This is a genomic window from Rhizobium sp. SVR5-9E (assembly GCF_056755095.1).
Window position 1 is genome coordinate 1 of record NZ_JBNDHS010000046.1, and the last position, 21,844, is coordinate 21,844.

Sequence of the window (21,844 nt, forward strand, 5' to 3'; positions counted from 1 at the left end):
GTCTCCCACCAGATCGTATGGGTGCGTTCGGTAAGACCCTTCGCCACGAACACGGTGAAAGGCGCGGCGTGCTTCTCGAAGATCGGATAGGCGTAAACGAGGTTGTTCCGATAGCCGTCGTCCAGTGTGAAGGCTGCAAATGGCTGATCGCCTCGCTGGCCGGACAGCAATGCCGGAACCTCATCCAGCGCGACGAACCGGTAGCCGTCCCGCGCAAGCCGCGTCAGCGCCGCGTCGAGAAACTCCGGCGTAACTTCCAGATGCGCATTCGGCTCGAAAGCGTGCGGCTCGTGCGGTCTGACATGGTGCAGGGTGAAGATTGCGCCGCGCCCGCGTGCGTTGCGCATGAGCCCGGTAGCCGCAAGCAGATGTGCGGCTTCGAGGCCGCATTTGATGACCATCCGCTTCGCGCGACTTTTCCACAGCATCCGTTTGCCGCCTCCCAGATAACGCGAGAGCCTAACAATTATGATGTTAAGCCTTGCTGAACGTTGCATTTCCGGACGAAATCTTTAGGGTCCGTTCACCAAGAAAAGAGAAAATTCAAAAATCCGTGGCCGTTGCTCCTAGAGTCGCGCCAAATCCGCGCTTCTGTCGCAGAACGGTACATATATTGGCTTCGCCGCACGCGGCACTTGATTGAGGGAAAAATGAAAAGATTGCTGGCCGCATTTCTTTCCGTGGCGTTTGCCGTTTCGGCACCGATCGCGGCCATGGCCGGCAGCGCCTCCCTCATCCTTGACGCTCGAACCGGAACGGTTCTCGCGTCCGAGAATGCCGATGTGCTGAATTATCCCGCGTCGCTCACCAAAATGATGACGCTTTACCTGACCTTCGAGGCGCTGAAGCGCGGCAAGATCGGTTGGGAGACCCCGATCGTCATGTCCAAGTACGCAGCCAGCCGTCCGCCGACCAAGCTTGGCGTGAGGGCAGGTGGAACGATCACGGTGCGCGAGGCCGTCTATGGCATGATCGTGAAGTCTGCCAACGACGCGGCCGCCGCGATGGGCGAAAAGCTTGCGGGCTCCGAAGACAATTTCGCGCGTGTCATGACCCAAAGGGCGCGCCAGCTCGGCATGAGCCGCACCACGTTTTACAACGCTTCCGGACTGCCGGACAGCCGTCAGGTGACGACGGCCCGCGACATGTCGATGCTTGGCGTCGCGCTGCTCAGGAACTATCCGAACGAGTATCGCCTTTTCTCGATGGTCTCCTTCAATTTCAGAGGTAAGACGGTCCGCGGCCACAATAACCTGATGTATCGCTATCAGGGCATGGATGGCATCAAGACGGGTTACACCAATGCTTCCGGCTTCAATCTCGTGAGTGCAGTTCAAGATGGCAACCGTCGCGTCGTCGGCGTTGTCCTCGGCGGCCGCACGGCTCGCAGCCGCGACGCTCAAATGGCAGCACTTCTCGACAAGTATCTCGGCCGCGGATCCAACGGCGGTACGCTCGTTGCCCGCGCCGGTGCCAAGCAGCAGGTCGAGGTTGCCTCCGCCGCCGACACCGATGTTTCTCTCCCGGGCGTCGCGTCTTCTGCGATGGCGCCGGCTAGCGGGCGCCCCGCCAAAATTCCGTTCGCTCTCGGCTACTCCAACACCGCAGCCGTTCCCACGGACCGCCCGGCGGCCCTTAATGAAATCGCCAATGCCGGCAAGCCGCAGGCTCCGGCCAGCGGCTGGCAGATCCAAATTTCGGCCGCTCCGAGCGCCGAGGCTGCCCGCGCGCTCCTCTCGCTGGCAAAGTCCGAAGGCGGCGCGCCGCTGAAGTCGGCGTCTCCCTACACGGAAGCTGTCGGCACCGGCACCAACGCCGTCTACCGGGCGCGCTTCGTCGGCTTCGACAGCAAGGACGCTGCCACGGCAGCCTGCGAAGCGCTCAAGAAGCGCTCCTACGACTGCGTGCTGCTCGGCGATCACAGCTAAGCTCCGAACGGTAGAGCTGTTGGACAATCCGGACGAATCGACGTTTTCCTTTCTTGGCACAAAAGGAGAACGCTGATGCTTGCCGAAGTCGCGGAAAAATTCGAATCCTCTTCCCGCCGCTATGCCGAGGCAAATGGCATCGAAAGGGATCCGGACTGGTATCTCCTGAAGCTGCAGGAAGAAATGGGCGAACTCACGCAAGCCTGGAACCGCGTGAGCGGAAGAGGGCGCCTGAAAGGCAAGACGCCCGACGAGCTGAAGCGCGACCTTGCCGACGAGACGGCCGACATGCTCGGTCATATCCTGCTCTTCGCCCGTCACAACGGCATCGACCTTACGCCCTCGATCGAGCGCAAGTGGCTGTTCAGGCCTTGAAAGGCATTCAGCCCACGGCCTTGCGCGGGCGTCCGCCTTTTGCGCCATTGGCTCTCGCCGCTTCCGCCTTTGCCGCCGATCTGGCGCTGCCCGCACGGCGGGCCATATAGGATTGTGTTCCGAATATGCCGGCGAGAAACCGGGGCACCGAAATATCGACGTCGAGCGCCTCCCAATGGAGTCCATATCCGGCGCCGAGTATTTCGACCTCCGTCAGATCGTTGTCTTTGGCTTCCTCAAGGCCCTGCACAAGGTGGGGCGGGAATGCGAAAGTGCACCCGTTGGTGAGATCAATAATCATTCTGTCGCTGCGCGCGTCATAGCGCGCGGAGAGCGCCCGGGGTTCATTGACGCGGTTGCGGTTGCCGCGCTCTAGGGCCTCATCAATTTCCCTATCCGTCAGATTAGCCATGGATATTCCTCCATCGTTCAAGGAAGGCATCCTGTTGATCTTCAACAATCTTCATGCCCGGCGCAGGTCGCCACGCTTCATGCCGTCGGCCCAAATCAGCGCGGGCTGCCCGTCAGCGCCGAGGAGGTTGATCTTTGCTTCTCCGTCGCCGAAGACATGCACTGGTTCATGGTCGTCGACGAAGATCACGAACCTCAGCCCATCGGCCCGGAAGATTGTCACCATGACCGAAAATAACCTATCGCGTTGGGTTTTTCAAGATTTCCAGCTGACAGTCCGCCGGTAGAACTTATTGTCCACCGCCATCACGGGGAAGGAGCGGGGTAGGTCGGCGCGGGTGATCTCGACGAAGCCGTTCTTTTCGTAGAAGCGATGCGCGGCGAGGAATTTGTCGGTCGTGCCGAGAAAGACCTCCCGAATGCCGTTGGCTTCGACATGGGAGAAGAGCGCATTCAGCAGCCTCGCCGCGACGCCATGCTCGCGGCCGCGCACGACCGCGGCGACGAACATCTTGCGAAGCGCCGCCTGGTTGTTGCCGATGTCCTTGAGGCCGACCGTGCCGACGATGACGCCGTCAAGCTCGGCCACCCAGAACTGGCCCTTGCGGGACTGGTAAAAATCCGGGATCACCTGCAGATCCGGCTGGTCGTCGGCCGTGATCGCGATACCGAATTCGTTGCGCTGGATCGGCAGGATAACCGAGAAGACGCCATCGATGTCTGGGGCGGCGAAGGGTCTGATCTTGATATCGCTCATCACTGCCTCCGGACGGGTCAGGCCTGCGTGCCCCCGACGGTCACTTGGTCCATGCGAAGGTGCGGCTGGCCGACGCCGACCGGGACCCATTGGCCGGCCTTGCCGCAATTGCCGATGCCGGTGTCGAGCTTCATGTCGTTGCCGATCATCGACACACGCTTCATGGCGTCCGGACCGTTGCCGATCAGCATCGCACCCTTGATCGGTGCGCCGATCCTGCCGTTTTCGATGAGGTAGGCTTCGGTGCAACCAAAGACGAATTTCCCAGACGTGATATCCACCTGTCCGCCGCCGAAGGAGACGGCGTAGATGCCCTTCTTCACCGAGGCGATGATCTCTTCCGGCGTCTTGTCGCCGCCGAGCATATAGGTGTTGGTCATGCGCGGCATCGGCACATGCGCATAGCCCTGACGCCGGCCGTTGCCGGTCGGCTGCATCCCCATCAGGCGGGCGTTCTGCCGGTCCTGCATGTAGCCGACGAGCTTGCCGTTTTCGATGAGCACGTTGTATCCGGACGGCGTCCCTTCATCGTCGATCGTGATCGAGCCGCGGCGGTTGTCGATCGTGCCGTCGTCGACGACGGTGACGCCGGGGGCGGCGACCATCTGGCCGAGCAGGCCTGCAAAGGCCGATGTCTTCTTGCGGTTGAAATCGCCTTCGAGACCGTGGCCGACAGCTTCGTGCAGCATGACGCCCGGCCAGCCAGAGCCGAGCACGACGTCCATCGTGCCGGCCGGCGCCTCGATCGCTTCGAGGTTGACGAGCGCCTGGCGCAAGGCTTCATCCGCGCCGTACTGCCAGCTGCCCTGCGCGATGAAATCGCCAAAGCCGATGCGACCGCCGCTTCCATAGGAGCCGCTTTCCTGCCGGTCGCCTTCACCCACGATGACGGAGATGTTGATGCGCGTCATCGGACGGATGTCGCGCACGCGATGGCCGTCGGCGCGCAGGATATCCACGACCTGCCAGCTCGCGGCGACCGATGCGGTCACCTGGCGCACCTTGTCGTTCTTGCCGCGCAGATATGCGTCGATATCGGTCAGGACCTTCACCTTCTCTTCGAAAGTCGGCGAGCCGATCGGATTTTCGTCAGTATAGAATTTCTTGTTGGTGCCCTGAGGGGCTGCCGCGTAGCTGCCGGAGTAGCCTTTCGTGACGGCGCCCACGGCATCTGCCGCGCGCTTCAATGCCGCAACCGAAAGATCGCCCGCATGTGCGTAGCCGACGGCTTCGCCGGCGACGGCGCGAAGGCCGAAACCCTGCTCCGTGTTGAAGCTGCCGCCCTTCAGGCGGCCGTTGTCGAACATCAGCGATTCCGCCTGCGCATGCTCGATGAAGAGTTCGCCGTCATCCGAGCCGGAAAGCGCCTCGGCAACGAGTTTACGCATCGCCGCTTCGTCGGCGTCGAACAGCGTCAGCAGGTCGGTATTCATGGTCGTATTCTCCGCTTCGAAGCAGGAACGCTTCCAGGCCGATGTAGGTCCGCAGAGCAGCTGGAGCAAGTCCTTATCAGGGCAGCGCGTCGTAGCCTTCCGCAAAGCCCTTGAGATCGACCGGAATGCCGATGCCTTCTTCCGGGGTCTGGAAGACGATGAAGGTGGCGCTCTTGCCGCTGCGGAAAGTCTTCAGAAGCTCGTCCTCGAGAACGACCTCCGCATAGCAGCCGTCTGCAAAGCAGCGCACGAAGTAGGCGCGGCCGATATCCTTGCCGTCGACATTGAGACCGAGCCCGTTGGGCAGCAGCACGCCGAGCGGCGCCAGCACGCGGAGAATCTTCGATTTCCGGTCGGCGGTCTTCAGCACGACGACGGAGAGGCCGACTTCGGGCCGGTCCTCGGCGATCACGTTCTGCATCAGCGCGCACTGCTCAGCGGAGGCGCCGGCTGGCTTGTCGCAGACGACCGACCACGCGCCGTGATTGGACTTAACCGTTCCGGGGGCCTGCGGCTGACTCTGGCCGGGCGCTGCCTGCTGCGGGGCGGTGGGCTGCGCCGGCGCTGGCTGTGGGGCAGGGGGCTTCGGTGCCGGCTGCTGCTGGGCGAGTACGGGTGCTGTCGCGGCGGCGGCGATGCTGATGGTCAGAATGAGCGACCGCGCGAGGGAATGGAAACCCATGGAAACCTCTGGAATTCGAATCAGTGCCGCTATTGTTGAAGGCCACCATTGCAAATGAAAAGCCCCACCCCGTCAAAACCGGGGGACTGCGGCAGAAATAGGACCTTCGCCGATAATGCCGGAAGGGATTCACCGGCGATTGCTTTTCGTAGGATGGTGGAATCTTCGGCAATGCTTCGTGTTGCAGCCGAATTCGGCCTTGGACGAAAATGCCGCATATACAATTGCTTTGGCTAGTTGCGGTTGATGGCAAACTGTGGTTTGACACGACGGAGGATGGAAGGACTGCGTCGGGCTCGACGCCGGTCTGGTTTAGGGAGATATTGAGGTGATTAAGAAGGCTTATGCAGCCGTGACCGCTTTGGTCTGTCTGCTTTTTGCTTCAGCCAGTTTAGCCGATCAGCCGATGCCGTGGCAGGCCACGCTGCAGCCGGCCGCAACGCCGATAATGCGGGAAATCCGTTGGTTCGAGCAGTATACGCTGTGGTTCATCGTTCCGATCACGCTGTTTGTCCTGGTGCTTTTGATCGTCGCCTGCGTCAAGTTCCGCGCTAGCGCCAATCCGGTACCGTCGAGGACAAGCCATAATACGATCATCGAAGTTATCTGGACCGTAGGGCCGGTTCTTGTTCTTCTCTTCCTTGCCGTTCCGTCGTTCAATCTTCTGACGGAGCAGCTCACCCTTCCGGAAAATCCGGATATCACGCTGAAGGCGACTGCCACCCAGTGGCAGTGGAATTATGAGTATGAGGGCACCGGCGATTCACCGCTCGCTTTTGACTCCTATCTGCTGAAGGAACCGGATCGCGCCGCTGCCGGCAAGACCGATCTTGCCGCCTATCCGCGCCTGCTCGCAGTTGACAATGAGGTCGTGCTGCCGGTCAACAAGACAGTCCGTGTTCTCGTAACCGCCGCGCCGACCGACGTCATCCATGCCTTCGCAATGCCGTCCTTCGGCGTCAAGATCGATGCTGTTCCGGGCCGTCTCAATGAGACCTGGTTCAAGACCGAGCGCGAAGGCCTGTTCTATGGCCAGTGTTCCGAGCTCTGCGGCAAGGACCACGCATTCATGCCGATCGCCATCCGCGTCGTCTCCGAGGACAAGTACAAGCAGTGGCTCACGGCCGCCGCTACGGACCTTCCTGGAGCTTACAAGGCCCTGATGGCCGCCACCGATGGTCCGGCAAAGTCTGTCGACGTCGCCGAAAACGTTCAGTAATTAGAAGGGGATCGCGACAATGGCTGGACCTTCCGCTCACGATCATTCTCATGACGCCCATGCGCATGACGATCATCACGACCACTCGCACAAGCCGAGCTTCGTCAATCGCTGGTTCTTCTCGACGAATCACAAGGACATCGGCACGCTCTACCTGATCTTCGCGATCATCGCCGGCATCATCGGCGGTGCGCTGTCCGTCGCCATGCGCATGGAACTGCAGGAACCGGGCATCCAGATCTTCCACGGCCTGGCCTCGATGGTCTACGGCTTCGAAGGCGACGCCGCGATCGACGGCGCCAAGCACATGTTCAACGTGTTCACCACCGCTCACGCCCTGATCATGATCTTCTTCATGGTCATGCCGGCGATGATCGGCGGTTTCGCCAACTGGATGGTGCCGATCATGATCGGCGCGCCGGACATGGCCTTCCCGCGCCTGAACAACATCTCCTTCTGGCTGATCGTTCCGGCCTTCCTGCTGCTCGTGCTCTCGATGTTCGTCGAGGGCCCCGCGGGCGCTTATGGCGCAGGCGGCGGCTGGACGATGTACCCACCGTTCGCAACCGTCGGCCAGCCGGGCCCGGCCGTCGACCTGGCGATCTTCTCGCTGCACATTGCTGGTGCCTCGTCGATCCTCGGCGCGATCAACTTCATCACCACGATCCTGAACATGCGCGCTCCGGGCATGACGCTGCACAAGATGCCGCTCTTTGCCTGGGCGGTTCTGATCACCGCGTTCCTGCTGCTGCTCTCGCTGCCGGTTCTGGCAGGCGGCATTACAATGCTGCTCACCGACCGCAACTTCGGCACGTCCTTCTTCGCGCCGGAAGGCGGCGGCGACCCGATTCTCTACCAGCACCTGTTCTGGTTCTTCGGTCACCCGGAAGTCTACATCCTGATCCTGCCGGGCTTCGGCATGGTCAGCCACATCATCTCGACCTTCTCGAGAAAGCCGATCTTCGGCTATCTCGGCATGGCTTATGCTATGGTGGCGATCGGTGCCGTCGGCTTTGTCGTCTGGGCCCACCACATGTATACGGTCGGGCTGTCGCTCGATGCCCAGCGCTACTTCGTCTTCTCGACGATGGTCATCGCCGTTCCGACGGGCGTCAAGATCTTCTCGTGGATCGCGACGATGTGGGGCGGTTCGATCAGCTTCCGCGTGCCGATGGTCTGGGCGATCGGTTTCATCTTCCTGTTCACGGTCGGCGGTGTGACGGGCGTTCAGCTGGCGAACGCCGGTCTCGACCGTTCGCTGCACGACACTTACTACGTCGTGGCCCACTTCCACTACGTTCTGTCGCTCGGCGCCGTGTTTGCCATCTTCGCTGCATGGTACTACTGGTTCCCGAAGATGAGCGGCTACATGTACAACGAGTTCGTTGGCCACCTGCATTTCTGGGTTATGTTCATCGGCGTCAACCTGGTGTTCTTCCCGCAGCACTTCCTCGGGCTTGCGGGCATGCCGCGCCGTTACATCGACTATCCGGATGCGTTTGCCGGCTGGAACTTCGTTTCCTCGGTCGGCTCATATATCTCGGCTTTCGGTGTGCTGATCTTCCTCTTCGGCGTTTTCGAAGCCTTTGCGAGGAAGCGCGTCGCGGGCGACAATCCTTGGGGCGAGGGTGCCACCACGCTCGAATGGCAGCTGCCTTCGCCGCCGCCGTACCACCAGTGGGAACAACTCCCGCGTATTAAGTAAGAACTGAATTTCGGCGCCGCATGCAGATGCGGCGTCCGGGCTTGAATGTAGGACGAAGGAATGCCGGTCATAAACAGTCACGAGGTGCTTGCGGAAGAGGGGGAATATCGCCTGTCGGAAGCCAGTGCGCGCGATTATTTCGAGTTGCTGAAGCCGCGTGTGATGTCACTCGTGGTCTTCACGGCGTTTGCCGGTCTGGTGCTGGCGCCCGGCCACATCAATCCTCTTCTGGGCTTGATCTCGGTCCTGTGCATCGCAGTGGGTGCGGGCGCCTCCGGCGCGCTCAACATGTGGTACGATGCCGATATCGACGCCATCATGACCCGCACTGCACGCCGGCCGATCCCGGCCGGCCGCATCAGGCCGGGGGAAGCGCTGGCCTTCGGCCTCGTGCTCTCGGGCTTTTCGGTCACCATCCTTGGCCTTGCCGTCAACTGGCTTTCGGCCTCGATCCTCGCCTTCACGATCTTCTTCTACGTGATCGTCTACACGATGTGGCTGAAGCGCTCGACGCCGCAAAACATCGTCATCGGCGGTGCCGCCGGCGCCTTTCCGCCGATGATCGGCTGGGCCTGCGTGACGAACTCGGTGACGATCGAGAGCACTGTTCTGTTTCTCATCATCTTCCTATGGACGCCGGCGCATTTCTGGGCGCTGGCGCTCTTCAAGATGCGCGATTACGAAGCGGTCGGCGTGCCGATGCTGCCGAACGTGTCCGGTGAGCGCACGACCAAACACCAGATCGTCGCCTATGCGGTGCTGACGGCGGTGTGCGCTGTCATCCCTTCCGTCCTCGGCTTTGCGAGCATTGGATATGGCCTTGTCGCGGCCGCGCTCGGCGCGTTCTTCATATACTGTTCCATCGCCGTCTGGCGCATGCCGGATGGCGATCTCAAGATGATCCCGGCAAAGAAGCTGTTTGCATTCTCGATCTTCTATCTATTCGCGATCTTCTCTGCCCTGATGCTTGACCGGCTCGCCTGGCTGCTGGTCTCCCAGACGGGGGGGCTCTTCTGATGGAAACCGTCAAGCTCACCGAAGCGCAGCGCAAGTCGCGCCGCAACCGGAACGTCGCTCTCGGCCTCGTACTTGGAGCTCTCTGCGTTCTCTTCTACGCCGTCACGATCGTGAAGTTCACGGGGCACGGAGGCTGAACCGATGAGTGAGAGCGCAAAGGCACCGGCGAAGCAGGGTCGCAACAACGGCGCCGTCGTCTTCATGTGCCTGAGTTTCGTCGTCGGCATGGGAGCCATGAGCTTTGCCGCCGTGCCACTGTATCGCATGTTTTGCCAGGTGACCGGCTATAACGGCACGACGCAGCGCGTCGATCAGGCTTCGAGCGTTATTCTCGATCGCACGATGCGCGTCACCTTCGACGCCAATGTGGCGCCGGGTCTGTTCTGGAATTTCAAGCCGGTCCAGCGCGAGGTCAATCCGCGCATCGGCGAGACCATCCAGGTCAACTTCGTGGCCGAGAACCGTTCCAATGAAACGCAGCGTGGCCAGGCGGTCTTCAATGTCACGCCCGGCGAAGCGGGAGCTTACTTCAACAAGGTCCAGTGCTTCTGCTTCAACGAGACCGACCTGAAGCCGGGCGAGAGGCTCGAGATGCCGGTGGTGTTCTACATCGATCCGGATATTACCAAGGCCGTCGAGTCGAAAGACATCCACACGGTCACGCTATCATATACGTTCTACCCGAAAGAAGGTCCCAAGCCTGTGGCTTCGAATGCGGGTGGAGCAGAGAAAGTTGAAAAGAAACTTTGATTGAGACTCGTTTCCGGCCATGCCCGGAGACGATGCGAAGGCAGACATTCGGGGGAGCTGACATGGCCGATGCGCATCAGAAGAATCACGACTACCACATCATCGACCCAAGCCCGTGGCCCATTCTGGCCGCGATTGGTGCCTTCATCGTAACCTTCGGTGGCGTCGGCTACATGCGCTTTCTGAATGGCGGGTCGCTGCACCTTTTCGGCATCGAATGGGCTCAGCCCTGGCTGTTCTTCATCGGCCTCGCGCTGATCCTTTACGTCATGTATGGCTGGTGGGCCGACACCGTGAAGGAAGCCCACGAGGGCGCGCATACCCGCGTCGTGTCGCTGCACCTGCGCTACGGCATGATCATGTTCATCGCTTCGGAAGTGATGTTCTTCGTGGCCTGGTTCTGGGCCTATTTCGACGCGAGCCTCTTTCCGAATGAAGCCATCCAGGCCTCGCGCGTCGCCTTCACCGGTGGCCAGTGGCCGCCGAAGGGCATCGAGGTTCTCGATCCCTGGCACCTGCCGATCTACAACACCGTCATCCTGCTGCTCTCCGGCACGACGGTCACCTGGGCCCACCACGCCCTCCTGCACAACGACCGCAAGGGGCTCATTCAGGGGCTGACGCTCACCGTTCTGCTCGGAGCGCTGTTCTCTGGCGTTCAGGCGTTCGAGTACCTCCATGCGCCGTTTGCCTTCAAGAACTCGATCTACGGCGCCACTTTCTTCATGGCGACTGGCTTCCATGGTTTCCACGTGCAGATCGGCACCATCTTCCTGCTGGTCTGCCTGCTCCGGGCAATCCGTGGCGACTTCACGCCGAAGCAGCATTTCGGCCTCGAAGCCGCCGCCTGGTACTGGCATTTCGTCGACGTGGTCTGGCTCTTCCTGTTCTTCTGCATCTACGTCTGGGGCAGCTGGGGCGCACCGGTCGCAGCAGGCTGATGGATTGAAAGAGAAACAGAAAAGCGGGTGCCATCGGCGCCCGCTTTTTTGTGGCTCACCTTGAAGCGGCGATCCGTTCGAAGGCGGAGGGTTCGGGAATTCCGAGATCGAGCTGCTGCCGGATGGCTTCGGCGCATTCGTGCGGCGTCAGGACCGACGTATCGAGCTCGAGATCGTAGATGCCCGGCTTGTGCACCTCCTCCTGCCAGCGCCGCACAGCGTCCGGAATTGGTTCCTCGCCACTGCCCTTTTCGTATAGATCCTCACGCTCGGGTTCGTCGATGTTGCGGCGCTGCATGATCACGTCCAACGGGCAATGTACGCCGACGAAAAGCACCGGGAAGCCTTCGAGCCGGCGGGCGCAGTCGGTCAGAATGCCGAGCGGCTGCGAATAGGCTTCGTGATGCCCAAGATCGGCGACGATATTCAGTCCCAGTCCGGCATGGATGGCGATCGACTCGTAGAGCGCCGCATAGAAAAACGGCACCCATTCCTCCAGATCGGGACGCTCGCCGCCGGGGCGAAGGCCTATGCCCGGCAGGTAACGTTCCGGCGTCATGCCGTTATAGGTATCGACGCCGAGGTTCATCCACGGCCCGTCGAGCTCCTGCTGAATGGTTCTTGCGATCGTTGTCTTGCCGCTCCGCGGCGCGCCGTTCAGGATCACGATCTGCCCGGCATAGCTATCGGTGTTCATCAGTGTTCTTCTTCTGCTTGGCGCGGAATCGAACAGCGAATCGCGCAGGTAATTTCCTTTCGTCCTGGGGATGCTTTATGGGAGACTTAAGGCACGGTCGAAAAAAGACACTGTGCCCGAAAGGAGTAGCATGAGCGAAGACACAGCCCATTTCCCTCCCGTCGATCCGGTTAAAACCGGCTTCAAAGGCTGCTGCCCGCGCTGCGGACAGGGAAAATTGTTTTCTGGCGTGCTCTCGCTGAAACCGCGCTGCGCCGCCTGCGGTCTCGATTATGGTTTTGCCGATTCGGGCGACGGCCCCGCGGTTTTCGTCATTCTCATCGTCGGCTTCATCATCATCGGCATGGTGCTCTGGCTGGAGGTGAACTATTCGCCGCCGATCTGGCTGCACATTCTGCTTTTCGCCCCGTTGACGATCGTGCTTTCACTGCTGGCGCTGCGCTGGTGCAAGGGCATCCTGATCGCCATGCAGTACCGCCACAATGCTCGTGAAGGACGCATTTCCCGTGACTGACATCCAGACAGCGGCCGCCCGCCGCAAGCTGCCGGTCTTCACCGGCTTTGCGGTGCTGATTGCGCTGGCCATCCTGATTTCGCTCGGCACCTGGCAGGTGGAGCGCCTGCACTGGAAGGAAGGCCTGATCGCCGATATCGCGGCGCGCCGCGGGTCGGCGCCGGTGGCGCTTGCCGATATCGAGCAGATGCTCGCATCGGGGGAAGACATAGAATACCGCCCCGTTACTGTGTCCGGCCACTATGTGCATGACAAGGAGCGCCACTTCTTCGCGACCTGGCACGGCGAGACCGGCTACTTCGTCTATACCCCGCTGCAGCTTGCCGACGGTCGCTACCTTTTCGTCAATCGGGGCTTCGTTCCCTATGAGAGCAAGGCGCCGGAAAAGCGGATGCAGGGGCAGGTGACGGGCGTGCAGACTGTCACCGGCCTGGCGCGCAACAAGCTGCCGGGGAAGCCTTCCTCACTCGTGCCGGAAAACGATGTCGCCAAGAACATCTTCTACTGGAAGGACCTCGATGTGATGGCCGCGAGCACGGCCCTCGACCAAGGAAGTGTCGTGCCGTTCTTCGTAGATGCCGATTCGACGCTAAACCCAGGCGGTTTGCCCGTCGGTGGCGTCACCGAGATCGACTTGCCCAACAACCACCTGCAATATGCCTTCACCTGGTACGGGTTGGCGGCAGCGCTGGTCGCCGTTGTCGCGATCGCGTGGTTCCGCAAAGGCGGCACGCCGGCCTCGCAATAGTATCGCTTCAATTCCCTCTTATATTGGGCTAGACACCCGAGACGATGGATACCGGACGTAAGATGAACATTGCAGCGAAACCTCCTTTGACGATCAGGCTTTGCGGCCCGCGTGGCTTCTGCGCCGGCGTCGACCGAGCGATCCAGATTGTCGTGCTGGCGCTGAAGGCCTACGGCGCGCCCGTCTATGTCCGCCACGAGATCGTGCATAACCGCTATGTGGTCGAGGGATTGGAGGCCAAGGGCGCGGTCTTTGTCGAGGAGCTGGACGAAATTCCGCCGGAGCACCGCGCCCAGCCGGTCGTCTTTTCCGCGCACGGCGTTCCGAAGTCCGTTCCGGAAGATGCAAACGCCCGCAATCTTTTCTATCTCGATGCGACTTGCCCGCTGGTCTCCAAGGTCCACAAGCAGGCGATGCGGCATAACCGCCTTGGCCGTCATGTCGTGCTGATTGGCCATGCCGGCCATCCGGAAGTCGTCGGCACGATGGGACAGCTTCCCGAAGGCTCTGTCTCGCTGATCGAGACGGTTGAAGATGCCGATTCCTACCAGCCCGCCGATCCCGACAACCTCGGCTATGTAACCCAGACCACGCTCTCGGTGGATGACACGGCAGGGGTAATTGCACGCCTCGAACAGCGTTTTCCGAATCTGACGGCGCCTGCCGCCGATTCCATCTGCTACGCGACGACCAATCGCCAGGAAGTCGTGAAGCAGGCAGCACCCGGCTGCGACCTCTTCATCATCGTCGGCGCGCCGAACTCCTCGAATTCCAAGCGCCTTGTCGAGGTCGCGCTGAGGGCAGGGGCAAAGAAGTCGATCCTGGTGCAGCGCGCCGCCGAACTCGACTGGGACGAGATCGGCCCGATTTCGACGCTGGGCCTTTCCGCCGGCGCCTCCGCGCCGGAAGTGATCGTCAACGAGATCATAGAGGCCTTCCGCACGCGTTTTGATGCCAAGGTCGAGCTGGCCGAAACCGTCCAGGAAAACGAGCATTTCCTCGTCAACCGGGAACTGCGCAGCATCGAACTGACGGCGGCCGACATGGCTTTCGTCAACGGTTGAGCTAGAGGAAGAGCGTACATCAGGAACTCCCTCATTCCTGTGCTTGTCACAGGAATCCAGTGTGCCCAAGTCCTTGGGCACGAAAGACTCTTGATTAGCGGGCGCTTATCGCTTTATTCACGGCGCAGACGCGCCGTGGCTGGATTCCTGTGACAAGCACAGGAATGAGGGACAACGGGAAGCCGTCGAGACGCCCACCTTCTAGTGCCCACCGATTGTGAGACCGCACCTTGGCCGTTTACACCGATATTTCCGAAGACGATCTGAAGTGGTTCCTGACGGAATACAATACCGGCGAGCTGCTATCCTACAAGGGGATCGCCGAGGGCGTCGAGAACTCGAATTTCCTGCTGCACACCTCGAAGGATCCGCTGATCCTGACGCTTTACGAAAAGCGCGTTGAAAGAAACGACCTGCCTTTCTTCCTCGGGCTGATGCATCATCTGGCCGACCGCGGCCTGTCCTGTCCGCTGCCGCTGCCGCGCAAGGACGGCGCGCTGCTCGGCAGGCTTTCGGATCGTCCTGCGGCTCTCATTTCCTTTCTCGAGGGCATGTGGCTGAGAAAGCCGGAAGCAAAGCATTGCCGGGAAGTCGGCAAGGCCTTGGCGAAGATGCATGTCGCGGGGGAGGGTTTTGAGCTGAAGCGCCCGAATGCACTTTCACTTGAAGGCTGGAAAGTGCTTTGGGACAAGTCCGAGGCGCGTGCCGACGAGGTCGAGAAGGGTCTGTCCGCCGAAATCCGTGGCGAGATCGATTTCCTGTCCGCCAACTGGCCAAAGGAGCTGCCGGCCGGCGTCATCCACGCCGATCTCTTTCCGGACAACGTCTTTTTCCTCGGCGCCGAACTCTCCGGCCTGATCGATTTCTATTTCGCCTGCAACGATCTGCTCGCCTACGACGTCTCGATCTGCCTCAATGCCTGGTGCTTCGAGAAGGACGGCGCCTATAACATCACCAAGGGCACGGCGATGCTGGAAGGCTATCAGAGCGTGCGGCCGCTCAGCCCTGCCGAGCTTATCGCCCTCCCGATTCTCGCGCGCGGTTCCGCGCTCCGGTTCTTCCTGACCCGCCTGTACGACTGGTTGACGACGCCGGAGGGCGCGATGGTCACCAAGAAGGACCCGCTGGAATATCTGCGGAAGCTGCGCTTCCACCGCCAGATCGCATCGGCCGCCGAATACGGGCTGTCGGCATGAAGCACGTCGATATCTTCACGGACGGCGCCTGCTCTGGCAATCCCGGCCCCGGCGGCTGGGGCGCGATCCTGCGTTACGGCGACGTCGAAAAGGAGCTTTCCGGCGGCGAGCCGGAAACAACCAACAACCGCATGGAACTGATGGCTGCGATTTCCGCGCTGGGGGCATTGAGGCAGCCCTGCGAGGTCGATCTTTATACCGACAGCGCCTATGTCAAGGACGGCATTTCCAAGTGGATTTTCGGCTGGAAGAAGAATGGCTGGAAAACCGCCGACAAGAAGCCAGTGAAGAATGCCGAACTGTGGCAGGCGCTGGAGGAAGAGCGCAACAAGCACAAGGTGACGCTGCACTGGATCAAGGGCCACGCCGGCCATCCGGAAAACGAGCGGGCCGATGAGCTCGCCCGCATGGGAATGGCGCCCTTCAAGAAACGCTAGAACTTCCCTACCAAAATTTCGTAGAAACAAACACATGAGGCGTTTCCATGAATCAGTCGGGAAACGCCTTCGTGCGGAACACGAGAGGGGATGTCGTGCGGATTGTCTCGTTGAATGCCTGGGGCGGCAAGCTGCATCGGCCTTTGATGGACTATCTCAGCACCGTCGAGGCCGATGTACTTTGCCTGCAGGAAGTCACCCGTTCCGTGACCGTGAAGAGCGGCTGGCTGGAATATCGCGACGGCAGCCATATCCTGCCCCAGCGCGCCAACCTCTTCGAGGAGATCAGGGCTGCTCTGCCGATGCATGACGCTTTTTTTGCCCCGACGGCGAGAGGCGAACTTTTCGAGGGCGATGAAAGTGTGCCTTCGGAATTCGGTCTCGCGACCTTCGTGCGCCGGTCCTACGCGGTGATCGGCCACGCAATGGATTTCGTGCATGGCGACTTTTCCGAAGATGGCTACGGCTCCCATCCGCGGGCGCGCAACGCGCACGCCATCCGCCTCTTCGACTATGAGGCGGGGTCTGCGGTCACCATCACCCAGCTGCACGGGCTGCGGGATATGAACGGCAAGGGCGATACGCCTGCCCGCCATGGCCAGGCTGACGCGTTGGTCAAGCTGATTGAGCGCATCTGGCGCAAGAGCGAGCGCCTCGTCGTCTGCGGCGACTTCAATGTCCTGCCGGGAAGCGTCATGTTCGAAGCCCTCGGCAGACTCGGCTTAGCCGACCTGGTCACCTACCGTGGCTTTACGGATACGCGAACATCGTACTACGCCAAAGAGGGGCGCTTTGCGGACTACATGCTCGTAACACCGGATGTCGGCGTCGTCAGGTTCGATGTGGTCGCGGAACCGGAAGTGTCGGATCATCGTGCGCTTCTGCTGGAAATTGATTAATCGCGGCCAGGGCATGTGTCGGCGGTTCTGGCGATGCATCCGCGCTTACCGGCCGATCAGGCTAAAGATGACGTCATGAAAACGGACCTCGGCCAGCACTGACCCGTCAGCATCGGTCACTTCTATGACGTGTGGCTCGATCATCTCTCCAGCCGCCACTCGCTCTGCGATCAGCGTAAGAGCATCTTCGTTTGCTTCATCAATCGCCGCCACCAGATCGTCTAGTTCCGAACCATCTGGATCATCGATCAGGTCCGCACCTTTACGGATGTGAAAGTAGAATACCGGCATAAGTTCTCAACCAACGGTCGGGCTGAATGTTCCGGTCCGAAAGCGTACACGCGGCACCCCTATATCAGTGTTTTTGGCGGTGATCGCTTGAGGCCGTGGGTACTTCGTCGATTCAGGCAACATACGACCGCTCCGCGATCCTCCCTTGCTCTCGGCCTCATTCCCTCTATTGTGCCGGCAACGAAATTACGGAGACCACAATATGATCCTGCACTGCGTATTGCTGCGGCTCAAGGCCGCGACAACGGGCGAGGAGAAGCAGGCGCTGTTCGAATCGGTGGTCGCGTTGAAGCAGGTGATCCCAGGCATTCTCGATGTCAAACATGGACCCAACATCTCTCCGGAGGGCTTGCATGGCGGCTTCGTCGATGGTTTTGCGGTGACCTTCGAAAGTGCCGAAGCACGCGATGCCTATCTCGTGCATCCCGAGCATGTCGCCGTCGGTGAGCGAATCGTATCCTCGCTCGACGGAGGCCTAGCTGGCCTGCTCGTCTTCGATCTCAGCCTCTGAGAGGGCCGCGGATCTCTCCGCGGCCTCTCGTCGGTCAGCTCGACCTCGCCATGGCCGCGGCGATCTGGTCGACATTGTAGCGAAACATCTTTTCGTAAGTCGGCGCCGGGCCCTTCGCATCCGAAAGGGATTCGACGTAAAGTTCGCCGCCGGGTTCGGCGCCCGTCGCCTTGGCGACCTGCTTGACAAGGCGCGGATCGTTCGAGTTTTCGAAGAAATAGGTCTTCACATGCTCGGCCTTGATCTGCTCGATGAGCTTGGCGACGTCGGCAGCGGAAGCTTCCGTCTCCGTCGAGAGGCCAACGGGTGCGAGGAAGCTGACGTTGTATTCCCGGCCGAAGTAGCCGAAGGCGTCATGACTGGTCAGCACCTTTCGCCGGTCATCCGGAACCGCGTCGAACTTCGAATGCGCATAGGCGTCGAGCTTGTCGAGCGTCTTCGTGTAGCGCTCGGCATTCGCCTTGAAGGCTACGGCATCCGCCGGATCGGCCGCTGAAAGGGCTTTCTCGATATTCGCGACCCAGATTTTTACGTTGACCGGGCTGTTCCAGACGTGAGGATCGGTCACGGTCTGCCCGTCCTCTTCCATCGTGCGGGTATTGACGCTATCGGAAACGGTGACCGGCGTTCCCTTGTAGCCCGAGGCAGCAATCAGCCGGTCCATCCAGCCCTCAAGGCCCTCGCCGCTGACGAAGGTCACCTGCGCCGCCTTCAGGTGCTTGGCGTCGGTGGGCGATGGTTCGAACTCGTGTGGATCGCCATTCGGCCCGACTAGGGTGGTTACCTTCACATGGTCGCCGCCCACTTGGCTGACGACATCGGCGAGGACGGTAAACGAGGCAACGACATTCAGTGTTTCCGCCGAGGCGGGCATGGCCGAGAAGGCGAGCAGCGCGGGAAGGGCCGCGGGCAGAAGCAGTCTGGGGGCAAGCATTGAAGTCTCCTTGAGGTCAGCCCTTGAGATGCGGGCGGGGGAAGATGCGCCAGGCAAGGCCTGATGGCGCGAAGAAGATGGACAGCCCGTAGATCACCGCCGCCGTCATGATGATTGTCGGGCCGGAGGCGAGCTCGAGATGGTAGGAAGCAATCAGGCCGACATAGCCGGAGGCGGTGGCGCTGATCGCGGCGATTGCGATCATCGACGGCAGGCTACGTGACCAGAGCTGGGCGATTGCCGCCGGCAGCATCATCAGGCCGACCGCCATCAGCGTGCCGAGCGCCTGGAAACTGGCGACAAGGTTGAGCACGACCAGCAGCAGGAAAAGCACATGATAGACCGGCCCTCGACCGCCTACGGCCCGCAGGAATCCCGGGTCGAAGCATTCCGCAACTAGCGGCCGGTAGATGACGGCAAGAACGACGAGCGTCACCGAGGAGATCGTGCCGATCTGGAAAAGCGCCGGGGCGTCGATCGCAAGGATGGTGCCGAAGAGCACATGCAGCAGATCGATGTTCGATCCGCGCAGCGACACGATCAGCACGCCGAGAGCAAGCGAGGCGAGATAGAAGCTTGCGAAGCTTGCATCCTCCTGCAGTACCGTCGTCCGGCTGACGAAGCCCGAAAGCAGCGCGACCGAGAGGCCGGCGACAAGGCCACCAATGCCCATGGCGGTGAGCGACAGCGAGCCCGCAACGAGATAGCCGATCGCCGCCCCCGGCAGCACGGCATGGCTCATCGCATCGCCCATCAGGCTCATGCGCCGCAGCATCAGGAAGACGCCGATCGGGCCTGAGCCGAGGCTGAGGCAAAGGCAGGCCACCAGCGCGCGGCGCATGAAGCCGAAATCGGCGAAGGGCGCAAGGAAGATGTCGTAAGCCGTCATGCCGCGGGCTCGCAGGCTTGCGCATCCTCGTCCCAACGCTCGGCCATGGCGCGCGCCTTGAGAAGATTGGCCGGCGACATCACGTCGCCGGTCGGTCCCCAACCGATCAATGTTCGGGCAATCAGCAGCGTCTCGGGGAAGTGCGCCCGCACCTGATCGAAGTCATGAAGCACCGCAACGACGGTCCGCCCGTCGCCGTGCCAGCGGGCGACGATCTCCAGCAGGTCCCTGGTCGTACGGGCGTCGATGGCGTTGAACGGCTCATCGAGCAGTATCACCTTGGCATCTTGCAGCAGCAGCCGGGCAAAAAGCACGCGTTGAAACTGCCCGGCCGACAGCGAGCCGATGTGGCGCTTTTCGAAGCCTTCGAGCCCGACGGCGGAAAGTGCTGCGCGGGCCTTGTCCGTATCCTGGCTCGAGACACGTCCGAAAGCGCCGCTATTTGGCCATGCGCCGAACAGAACCGCGTCGAAGACAGAGATCGGAAAGCGGCGGTTGATCTCCGCAGCCTGCGGCAGGTAGCCGAAATCCGTCCGCTTGAGCTGGTGGGAAATGCGCCCTTCGGCCGGCCGCAGCTCGCCCATGATGGCTTTCAGCAGCGTCGATTTTCCGGCCCCGTTGGGCCCGGCGATCGCCGTCAGGCTGCCGGAATGAATGGTTCCGGAAACATGGTGCACTGCCGGGTGACGCTCATAGGCGACGGTGAGATTGTCGAGCCTGATCAACGGGTCGCTCATGGCAGGACAACCGCCCAATGGATCGCTGCCCAGAGGGCCGCGACGACAACAGCCACGCAAGCGACGCGGAATCCGGCGGAGTGCCGGAGGACACCCGAAGCGAAATGGAATCTGTTCATAATCGACATCACTCTTATAAATGTAATAACATTACAAGTTATGTTATAACGATTACGGCAATTTCGCGGCGGCGTCTAGGGCTGCCGCAACAAAAAAAGGGCGGCTCGACGGCCGCCCTTTGGTAACTCGTCTCAGAGCTGTTCCATCATCGTGGCCGCGCCGGAGACGGTAGCCTGACCGGGGCTTTCCTCGACGTTGAGCGACTTGACCACGCCGTCCTCCACCAGCATCGAATAGCGCTTGGAGCGCACGCCGAGGCCGCCGCCGGAAAGGTCGGCATCCAGGCCGAGCGCCTTGGTGAAGCCCGCATCCCAATCCGCAAGGAAGTGGATCTTGCCCATGCCGCCTGATTGTTGTGCCCAGGCACCCATGACATGCCAGTCGTTGACGGCAAGTACGGCGATATCGTCGACGCCCTTGGCAAGGATGGAATCGCGATTTTCGAGGTAGCCCGGCAGATGGTTCAGCGAGCAGGTGGGCGTGAACGCGCCGGGTACAGCGAAAAGCACGACGCGCTTGCCCTTGAAGAGCTGATCGGTCGTAACCTCGACCGGGCCGTCGGCTGTCTTTTCCTTGAATGTGGCGGCGGGAAGCTTGTCGCCGATCGCGATAGTCATGGGGGCTCTCCTTGGTTTTGATGCAGCGGCGGGGGCTGCCGCGAGGTCGGGACCGACTATAAAAGCCGGTCAGTCAAAGGCAAGCGTCGTCTCCATGGCGCGGTCGCCGTCAATGATGAGAGCGCTCCAGCTATTGCCGCTGATCTCATAGTTCTTCGGCAGCTTGTGGATCGCGACAGCGGTCGAGAAGGTCTTCCCGTCGCGTTTGCTCATCAGCTTCTTGGTGAACACATAACCGGCGGGGCCGGTGAGGATCACCTCCGGCGCGGTATCGCCAGCGGCGGGCAGGGCGATCTGCAGCCAGAGCTGCTTTTTATCCTCCGAAACCTTGTAGGACGTCACCTTGAACTGTGACGAAGGTTTTTCCGGCAGCGATGCCTCGGCGTTCTTCAGGATCGCTTCCTCTTCCGGCCGTGACTGGTTGGCGCTCCCAATGGCGAGCGAGAACTCGCCCTGGAAGGGGATGCAGATATCCTTGCAGATGCCGATGAAGGCGCTTGCTTTTAGGGTGAGCGGGCCGGAGGCGTCTTTTGCCGAAAATGTCAGAGGCAGCGAAACGGCGGCGTCATAGGCGATGTCGTCGATCCTGCCGTCGGAGAGATGCTTCGGCACCGGAAAGCGGATCGCCTTCAGCGTGACGCCGCTCTCCGGCGCAACGGAAATCTGCGGTGGTATGCCGCTGTTGCCGGGCTCGCGCCAATAGGTGATCCAGCCGGGTTTCGGTTCGATCTGCAGCGCTCCCCGCATGGTGCCGTCGCTGTCCGGAGGCAATGCGATCAGGCGCATCCGGCCGCCGGCATTGTCGACCCAGTCGCTCATCTCGGCATGCGCCATCCCGAAGGAGGCGGCCAGGGCGGCGCCGCAGATGGCCGTCTTTAGAAGCAGGCGAAACCTGGAAGAAATAATTGCCATGGAACAAGCATTTATCGAAAATCGCCTTTCGCGGCCAGAAGCCGCGACGACTTAATTCTT

General features: G+C 61.0%; 27 protein-coding genes and 1 pseudogene. 15 read left to right on the plus strand and 13 right to left on the minus strand.

Annotated features, from left to right (window positions below; all coding sequences use genetic code 11):
- A pseudogene (locus ACPYOJ_RS19930) lies at positions 1–428 on the minus strand (polysaccharide deacetylase family protein); the annotation flags it as partial.
- A 222-nt stretch (positions 429–650) separates the two neighbouring features.
- On the opposite strand from ACPYOJ_RS19930, the gene ACPYOJ_RS19935 reads away from it, so the two are divergent.
- The gene (locus ACPYOJ_RS19935) at positions 651–1,928 is read left to right on the plus strand and encodes a serine hydrolase (RefSeq protein WP_481417794.1); all 1,278 of its coding nucleotides are present in this window, start codon (positions 651–653) and stop codon (positions 1,926–1,928) included.
- A gap of 75 nt (positions 1,929–2,003) precedes the next feature.
- Positions 2,004–2,303 carry a pyrophosphatase gene (locus ACPYOJ_RS19940; protein ID WP_481417795.1) on the plus strand — a complete coding sequence of 100 codons (300 nt, stop codon included), beginning with the start codon at positions 2,004–2,006 and terminating at the stop codon, positions 2,301–2,303.
- Between the two features lie 7 nt (positions 2,304–2,310).
- Here the strand turns inward: ACPYOJ_RS19940 and ACPYOJ_RS19945 are convergent, their stop codons facing one another.
- From ACPYOJ_RS19945 to ACPYOJ_RS19965, 5 genes are all read right to left on the minus strand, one after another.
- The gene (locus tag ACPYOJ_RS19945; RefSeq protein WP_481417796.1) at positions 2,311–2,715 is read right to left on the minus strand and encodes a DUF2442 domain-containing protein; all 405 of its coding nucleotides are present in this window, start codon (positions 2,713–2,715) and stop codon (positions 2,311–2,313) included.
- A 51-nt stretch (positions 2,716–2,766) separates the two neighbouring features.
- The gene (locus ACPYOJ_RS19950; protein ID WP_481417797.1) at positions 2,767–2,940 is read right to left on the minus strand and encodes a DUF4160 domain-containing protein; all 174 of its coding nucleotides are present in this window, start codon (positions 2,938–2,940) and stop codon (positions 2,767–2,769) included.
- Positions 2,941–2,970: 30 nt separating this feature from the next.
- Positions 2,971–3,471: a GNAT family N-acetyltransferase gene (locus ACPYOJ_RS19955; protein WP_481417798.1), complete on the minus strand. Its 501-nt coding sequence runs from the start codon at positions 3,469–3,471 to the stop codon at positions 2,971–2,973.
- A 17-nt stretch (positions 3,472–3,488) separates the two neighbouring features.
- Entirely contained in the window at positions 3,489–4,904 is a 1,416-nt protein-coding gene (gene tldD, locus ACPYOJ_RS19960; RefSeq protein WP_168828628.1) for a metalloprotease TldD, read from the minus strand.
- Positions 4,905–4,980: 76 nt separating this feature from the next.
- Positions 4,981–5,586 (minus strand): invasion associated locus B family protein, encoded by a 606-nt coding sequence (locus tag ACPYOJ_RS19965; protein WP_481417799.1) that lies wholly within the window; start codon positions 5,584–5,586, stop codon positions 4,981–4,983.
- A gap of 328 nt (positions 5,587–5,914) precedes the next feature.
- Between ACPYOJ_RS19965 and coxB the strand changes: the two genes are divergently transcribed.
- The 6 genes from coxB to ACPYOJ_RS19995 all read left to right on the plus strand — a co-directional run bounded on the left by coxB (position 5,915) and on the right by ACPYOJ_RS19995 (position 11,218).
- Complete coding sequence (gene coxB, locus ACPYOJ_RS19970) at positions 5,915–6,805, plus strand: cytochrome c oxidase subunit II (RefSeq protein WP_481417800.1); 891 nt, start codon at positions 5,915–5,917, stop codon at positions 6,803–6,805.
- Positions 6,806–6,824: 19 nt separating this feature from the next.
- Positions 6,825–8,510, plus strand: coding sequence for a cytochrome c oxidase subunit I (gene ctaD / locus ACPYOJ_RS19975; RefSeq protein ID WP_481417801.1), 1,686 nt, complete (start codon positions 6,825–6,827; stop codon positions 8,508–8,510).
- A 60-nt stretch (positions 8,511–8,570) separates the two neighbouring features.
- Entirely contained in the window at positions 8,571–9,527 is a 957-nt protein-coding gene (locus ACPYOJ_RS19980) for a heme o synthase (RefSeq protein WP_481417802.1), read from the plus strand.
- Positions 9,527–9,664: a hypothetical protein gene (locus ACPYOJ_RS19985; protein WP_168828633.1), complete on the plus strand. Its 138-nt coding sequence runs from the start codon at positions 9,527–9,529 to the stop codon at positions 9,662–9,664. Before ACPYOJ_RS19980 ends, ACPYOJ_RS19985 begins: the two co-directional genes overlap by 1 nt.
- 4 nt (positions 9,665–9,668) lie before the next feature.
- Positions 9,669–10,277 (plus strand): cytochrome c oxidase assembly protein, encoded by a 609-nt coding sequence (locus ACPYOJ_RS19990; protein ID WP_481417803.1) that lies wholly within the window; start codon positions 9,669–9,671, stop codon positions 10,275–10,277.
- A gap of 62 nt (positions 10,278–10,339) precedes the next feature.
- Positions 10,340–11,218: a cytochrome c oxidase subunit 3 gene (locus ACPYOJ_RS19995; protein WP_481417804.1), complete on the plus strand. Its 879-nt coding sequence runs from the start codon at positions 10,340–10,342 to the stop codon at positions 11,216–11,218.
- A gap of 55 nt (positions 11,219–11,273) precedes the next feature.
- On the opposite strand, the gene ACPYOJ_RS20000 is transcribed toward ACPYOJ_RS19995, so the two are convergent.
- Complete coding sequence (locus tag ACPYOJ_RS20000; RefSeq protein WP_481417805.1) at positions 11,274–11,915, minus strand: chloramphenicol phosphotransferase CPT family protein; 642 nt, start codon at positions 11,913–11,915, stop codon at positions 11,274–11,276.
- Positions 11,916–12,045: 130 nt separating this feature from the next.
- Between ACPYOJ_RS20000 and ACPYOJ_RS20005 the strand changes: the two genes are divergently transcribed.
- The 6 genes from ACPYOJ_RS20005 (at position 12,046) to ACPYOJ_RS20030 (ending at position 16,773) form a co-directional block, all read left to right on the plus strand.
- Positions 12,046–12,429: a DUF983 domain-containing protein gene (locus ACPYOJ_RS20005; protein WP_481417806.1), complete on the plus strand. Its 384-nt coding sequence runs from the start codon at positions 12,046–12,048 to the stop codon at positions 12,427–12,429.
- Positions 12,422–13,177, plus strand: a complete 756-nt coding sequence (locus ACPYOJ_RS20010) for an SURF1 family protein (protein WP_481417807.1) — start codon at positions 12,422–12,424, stop codon at positions 13,175–13,177. The genes ACPYOJ_RS20005 and ACPYOJ_RS20010 overlap by 8 nt, the downstream gene beginning before the upstream one ends.
- 62 nt (positions 13,178–13,239) lie before the next feature.
- Entirely contained in the window at positions 13,240–14,241 is a 1,002-nt protein-coding gene (gene ispH / locus ACPYOJ_RS20015) for a 4-hydroxy-3-methylbut-2-enyl diphosphate reductase (RefSeq protein WP_481417808.1), read from the plus strand.
- A gap of 230 nt (positions 14,242–14,471) precedes the next feature.
- Positions 14,472–15,437, plus strand: coding sequence for a homoserine kinase (locus ACPYOJ_RS20020; RefSeq protein WP_481417809.1), 966 nt, complete (start codon positions 14,472–14,474; stop codon positions 15,435–15,437).
- Complete coding sequence (rnhA, locus tag ACPYOJ_RS20025) at positions 15,434–15,874, plus strand: ribonuclease HI (RefSeq protein WP_481417810.1); 441 nt, start codon at positions 15,434–15,436, stop codon at positions 15,872–15,874. The genes ACPYOJ_RS20020 and rnhA overlap by 4 nt, the downstream gene beginning before the upstream one ends.
- Positions 15,875–15,969: 95 nt before the next feature.
- The gene (locus ACPYOJ_RS20030; protein ID WP_481417843.1) at positions 15,970–16,773 is read left to right on the plus strand and encodes an endonuclease/exonuclease/phosphatase family protein; all 804 of its coding nucleotides are present in this window, start codon (positions 15,970–15,972) and stop codon (positions 16,771–16,773) included.
- A gap of 45 nt (positions 16,774–16,818) precedes the next feature.
- On the opposite strand, the gene ACPYOJ_RS20035 is transcribed toward ACPYOJ_RS20030, so the two are convergent.
- Positions 16,819–17,064, minus strand: coding sequence for a DUF6894 family protein (locus tag ACPYOJ_RS20035; protein ID WP_168828642.1), 246 nt, complete (start codon positions 17,062–17,064; stop codon positions 16,819–16,821).
- 202 nt (positions 17,065–17,266) lie between these two features.
- Here ACPYOJ_RS20035 and ACPYOJ_RS20040 point away from each other — a divergent pair, with 202 nt between their 5' ends.
- Positions 17,267–17,575: a Dabb family protein gene (locus tag ACPYOJ_RS20040; protein ID WP_168828643.1), complete on the plus strand. Its 309-nt coding sequence runs from the start codon at positions 17,267–17,269 to the stop codon at positions 17,573–17,575.
- 34 nt (positions 17,576–17,609) lie between these two features.
- Here ACPYOJ_RS20040 and ACPYOJ_RS20045 read toward each other — a convergent pair whose 3' ends face one another.
- The 5 genes from ACPYOJ_RS20045 to ACPYOJ_RS20065 form a co-directional block, all read right to left on the minus strand.
- The gene (locus ACPYOJ_RS20045) at positions 17,610–18,509 is read right to left on the minus strand and encodes a metal ABC transporter substrate-binding protein (protein ID WP_481417811.1); all 900 of its coding nucleotides are present in this window, start codon (positions 18,507–18,509) and stop codon (positions 17,610–17,612) included.
- Positions 18,510–18,525: 16 nt separating this feature from the next.
- The gene (locus ACPYOJ_RS20050; RefSeq protein WP_481417812.1) at positions 18,526–19,398 is read right to left on the minus strand and encodes a metal ABC transporter permease; all 873 of its coding nucleotides are present in this window, start codon (positions 19,396–19,398) and stop codon (positions 18,526–18,528) included.
- The gene (locus ACPYOJ_RS20055) at positions 19,395–20,135 is read right to left on the minus strand and encodes a metal ABC transporter ATP-binding protein (protein WP_481417813.1); all 741 of its coding nucleotides are present in this window, start codon (positions 20,133–20,135) and stop codon (positions 19,395–19,397) included. The genes ACPYOJ_RS20050 and ACPYOJ_RS20055 overlap by 4 nt, the downstream gene beginning before the upstream one ends.
- A 251-nt stretch (positions 20,136–20,386) precedes the next feature.
- Positions 20,387–20,872 carry a redoxin family protein gene (locus ACPYOJ_RS20060; protein WP_481417814.1) on the minus strand — a complete coding sequence of 162 codons (486 nt, stop codon included), beginning with the start codon at positions 20,870–20,872 and terminating at the stop codon, positions 20,387–20,389.
- 69 nt (positions 20,873–20,941) lie between these two features.
- A complete protein-coding gene (locus ACPYOJ_RS20065) occupies positions 20,942–21,784 on the minus strand; it encodes a protein-disulfide reductase DsbD domain-containing protein (protein ID WP_481417815.1) in 843 nt (280 codons plus the stop codon).
- Between the last annotated feature and the right edge of the window lie 60 nt (positions 21,785–21,844).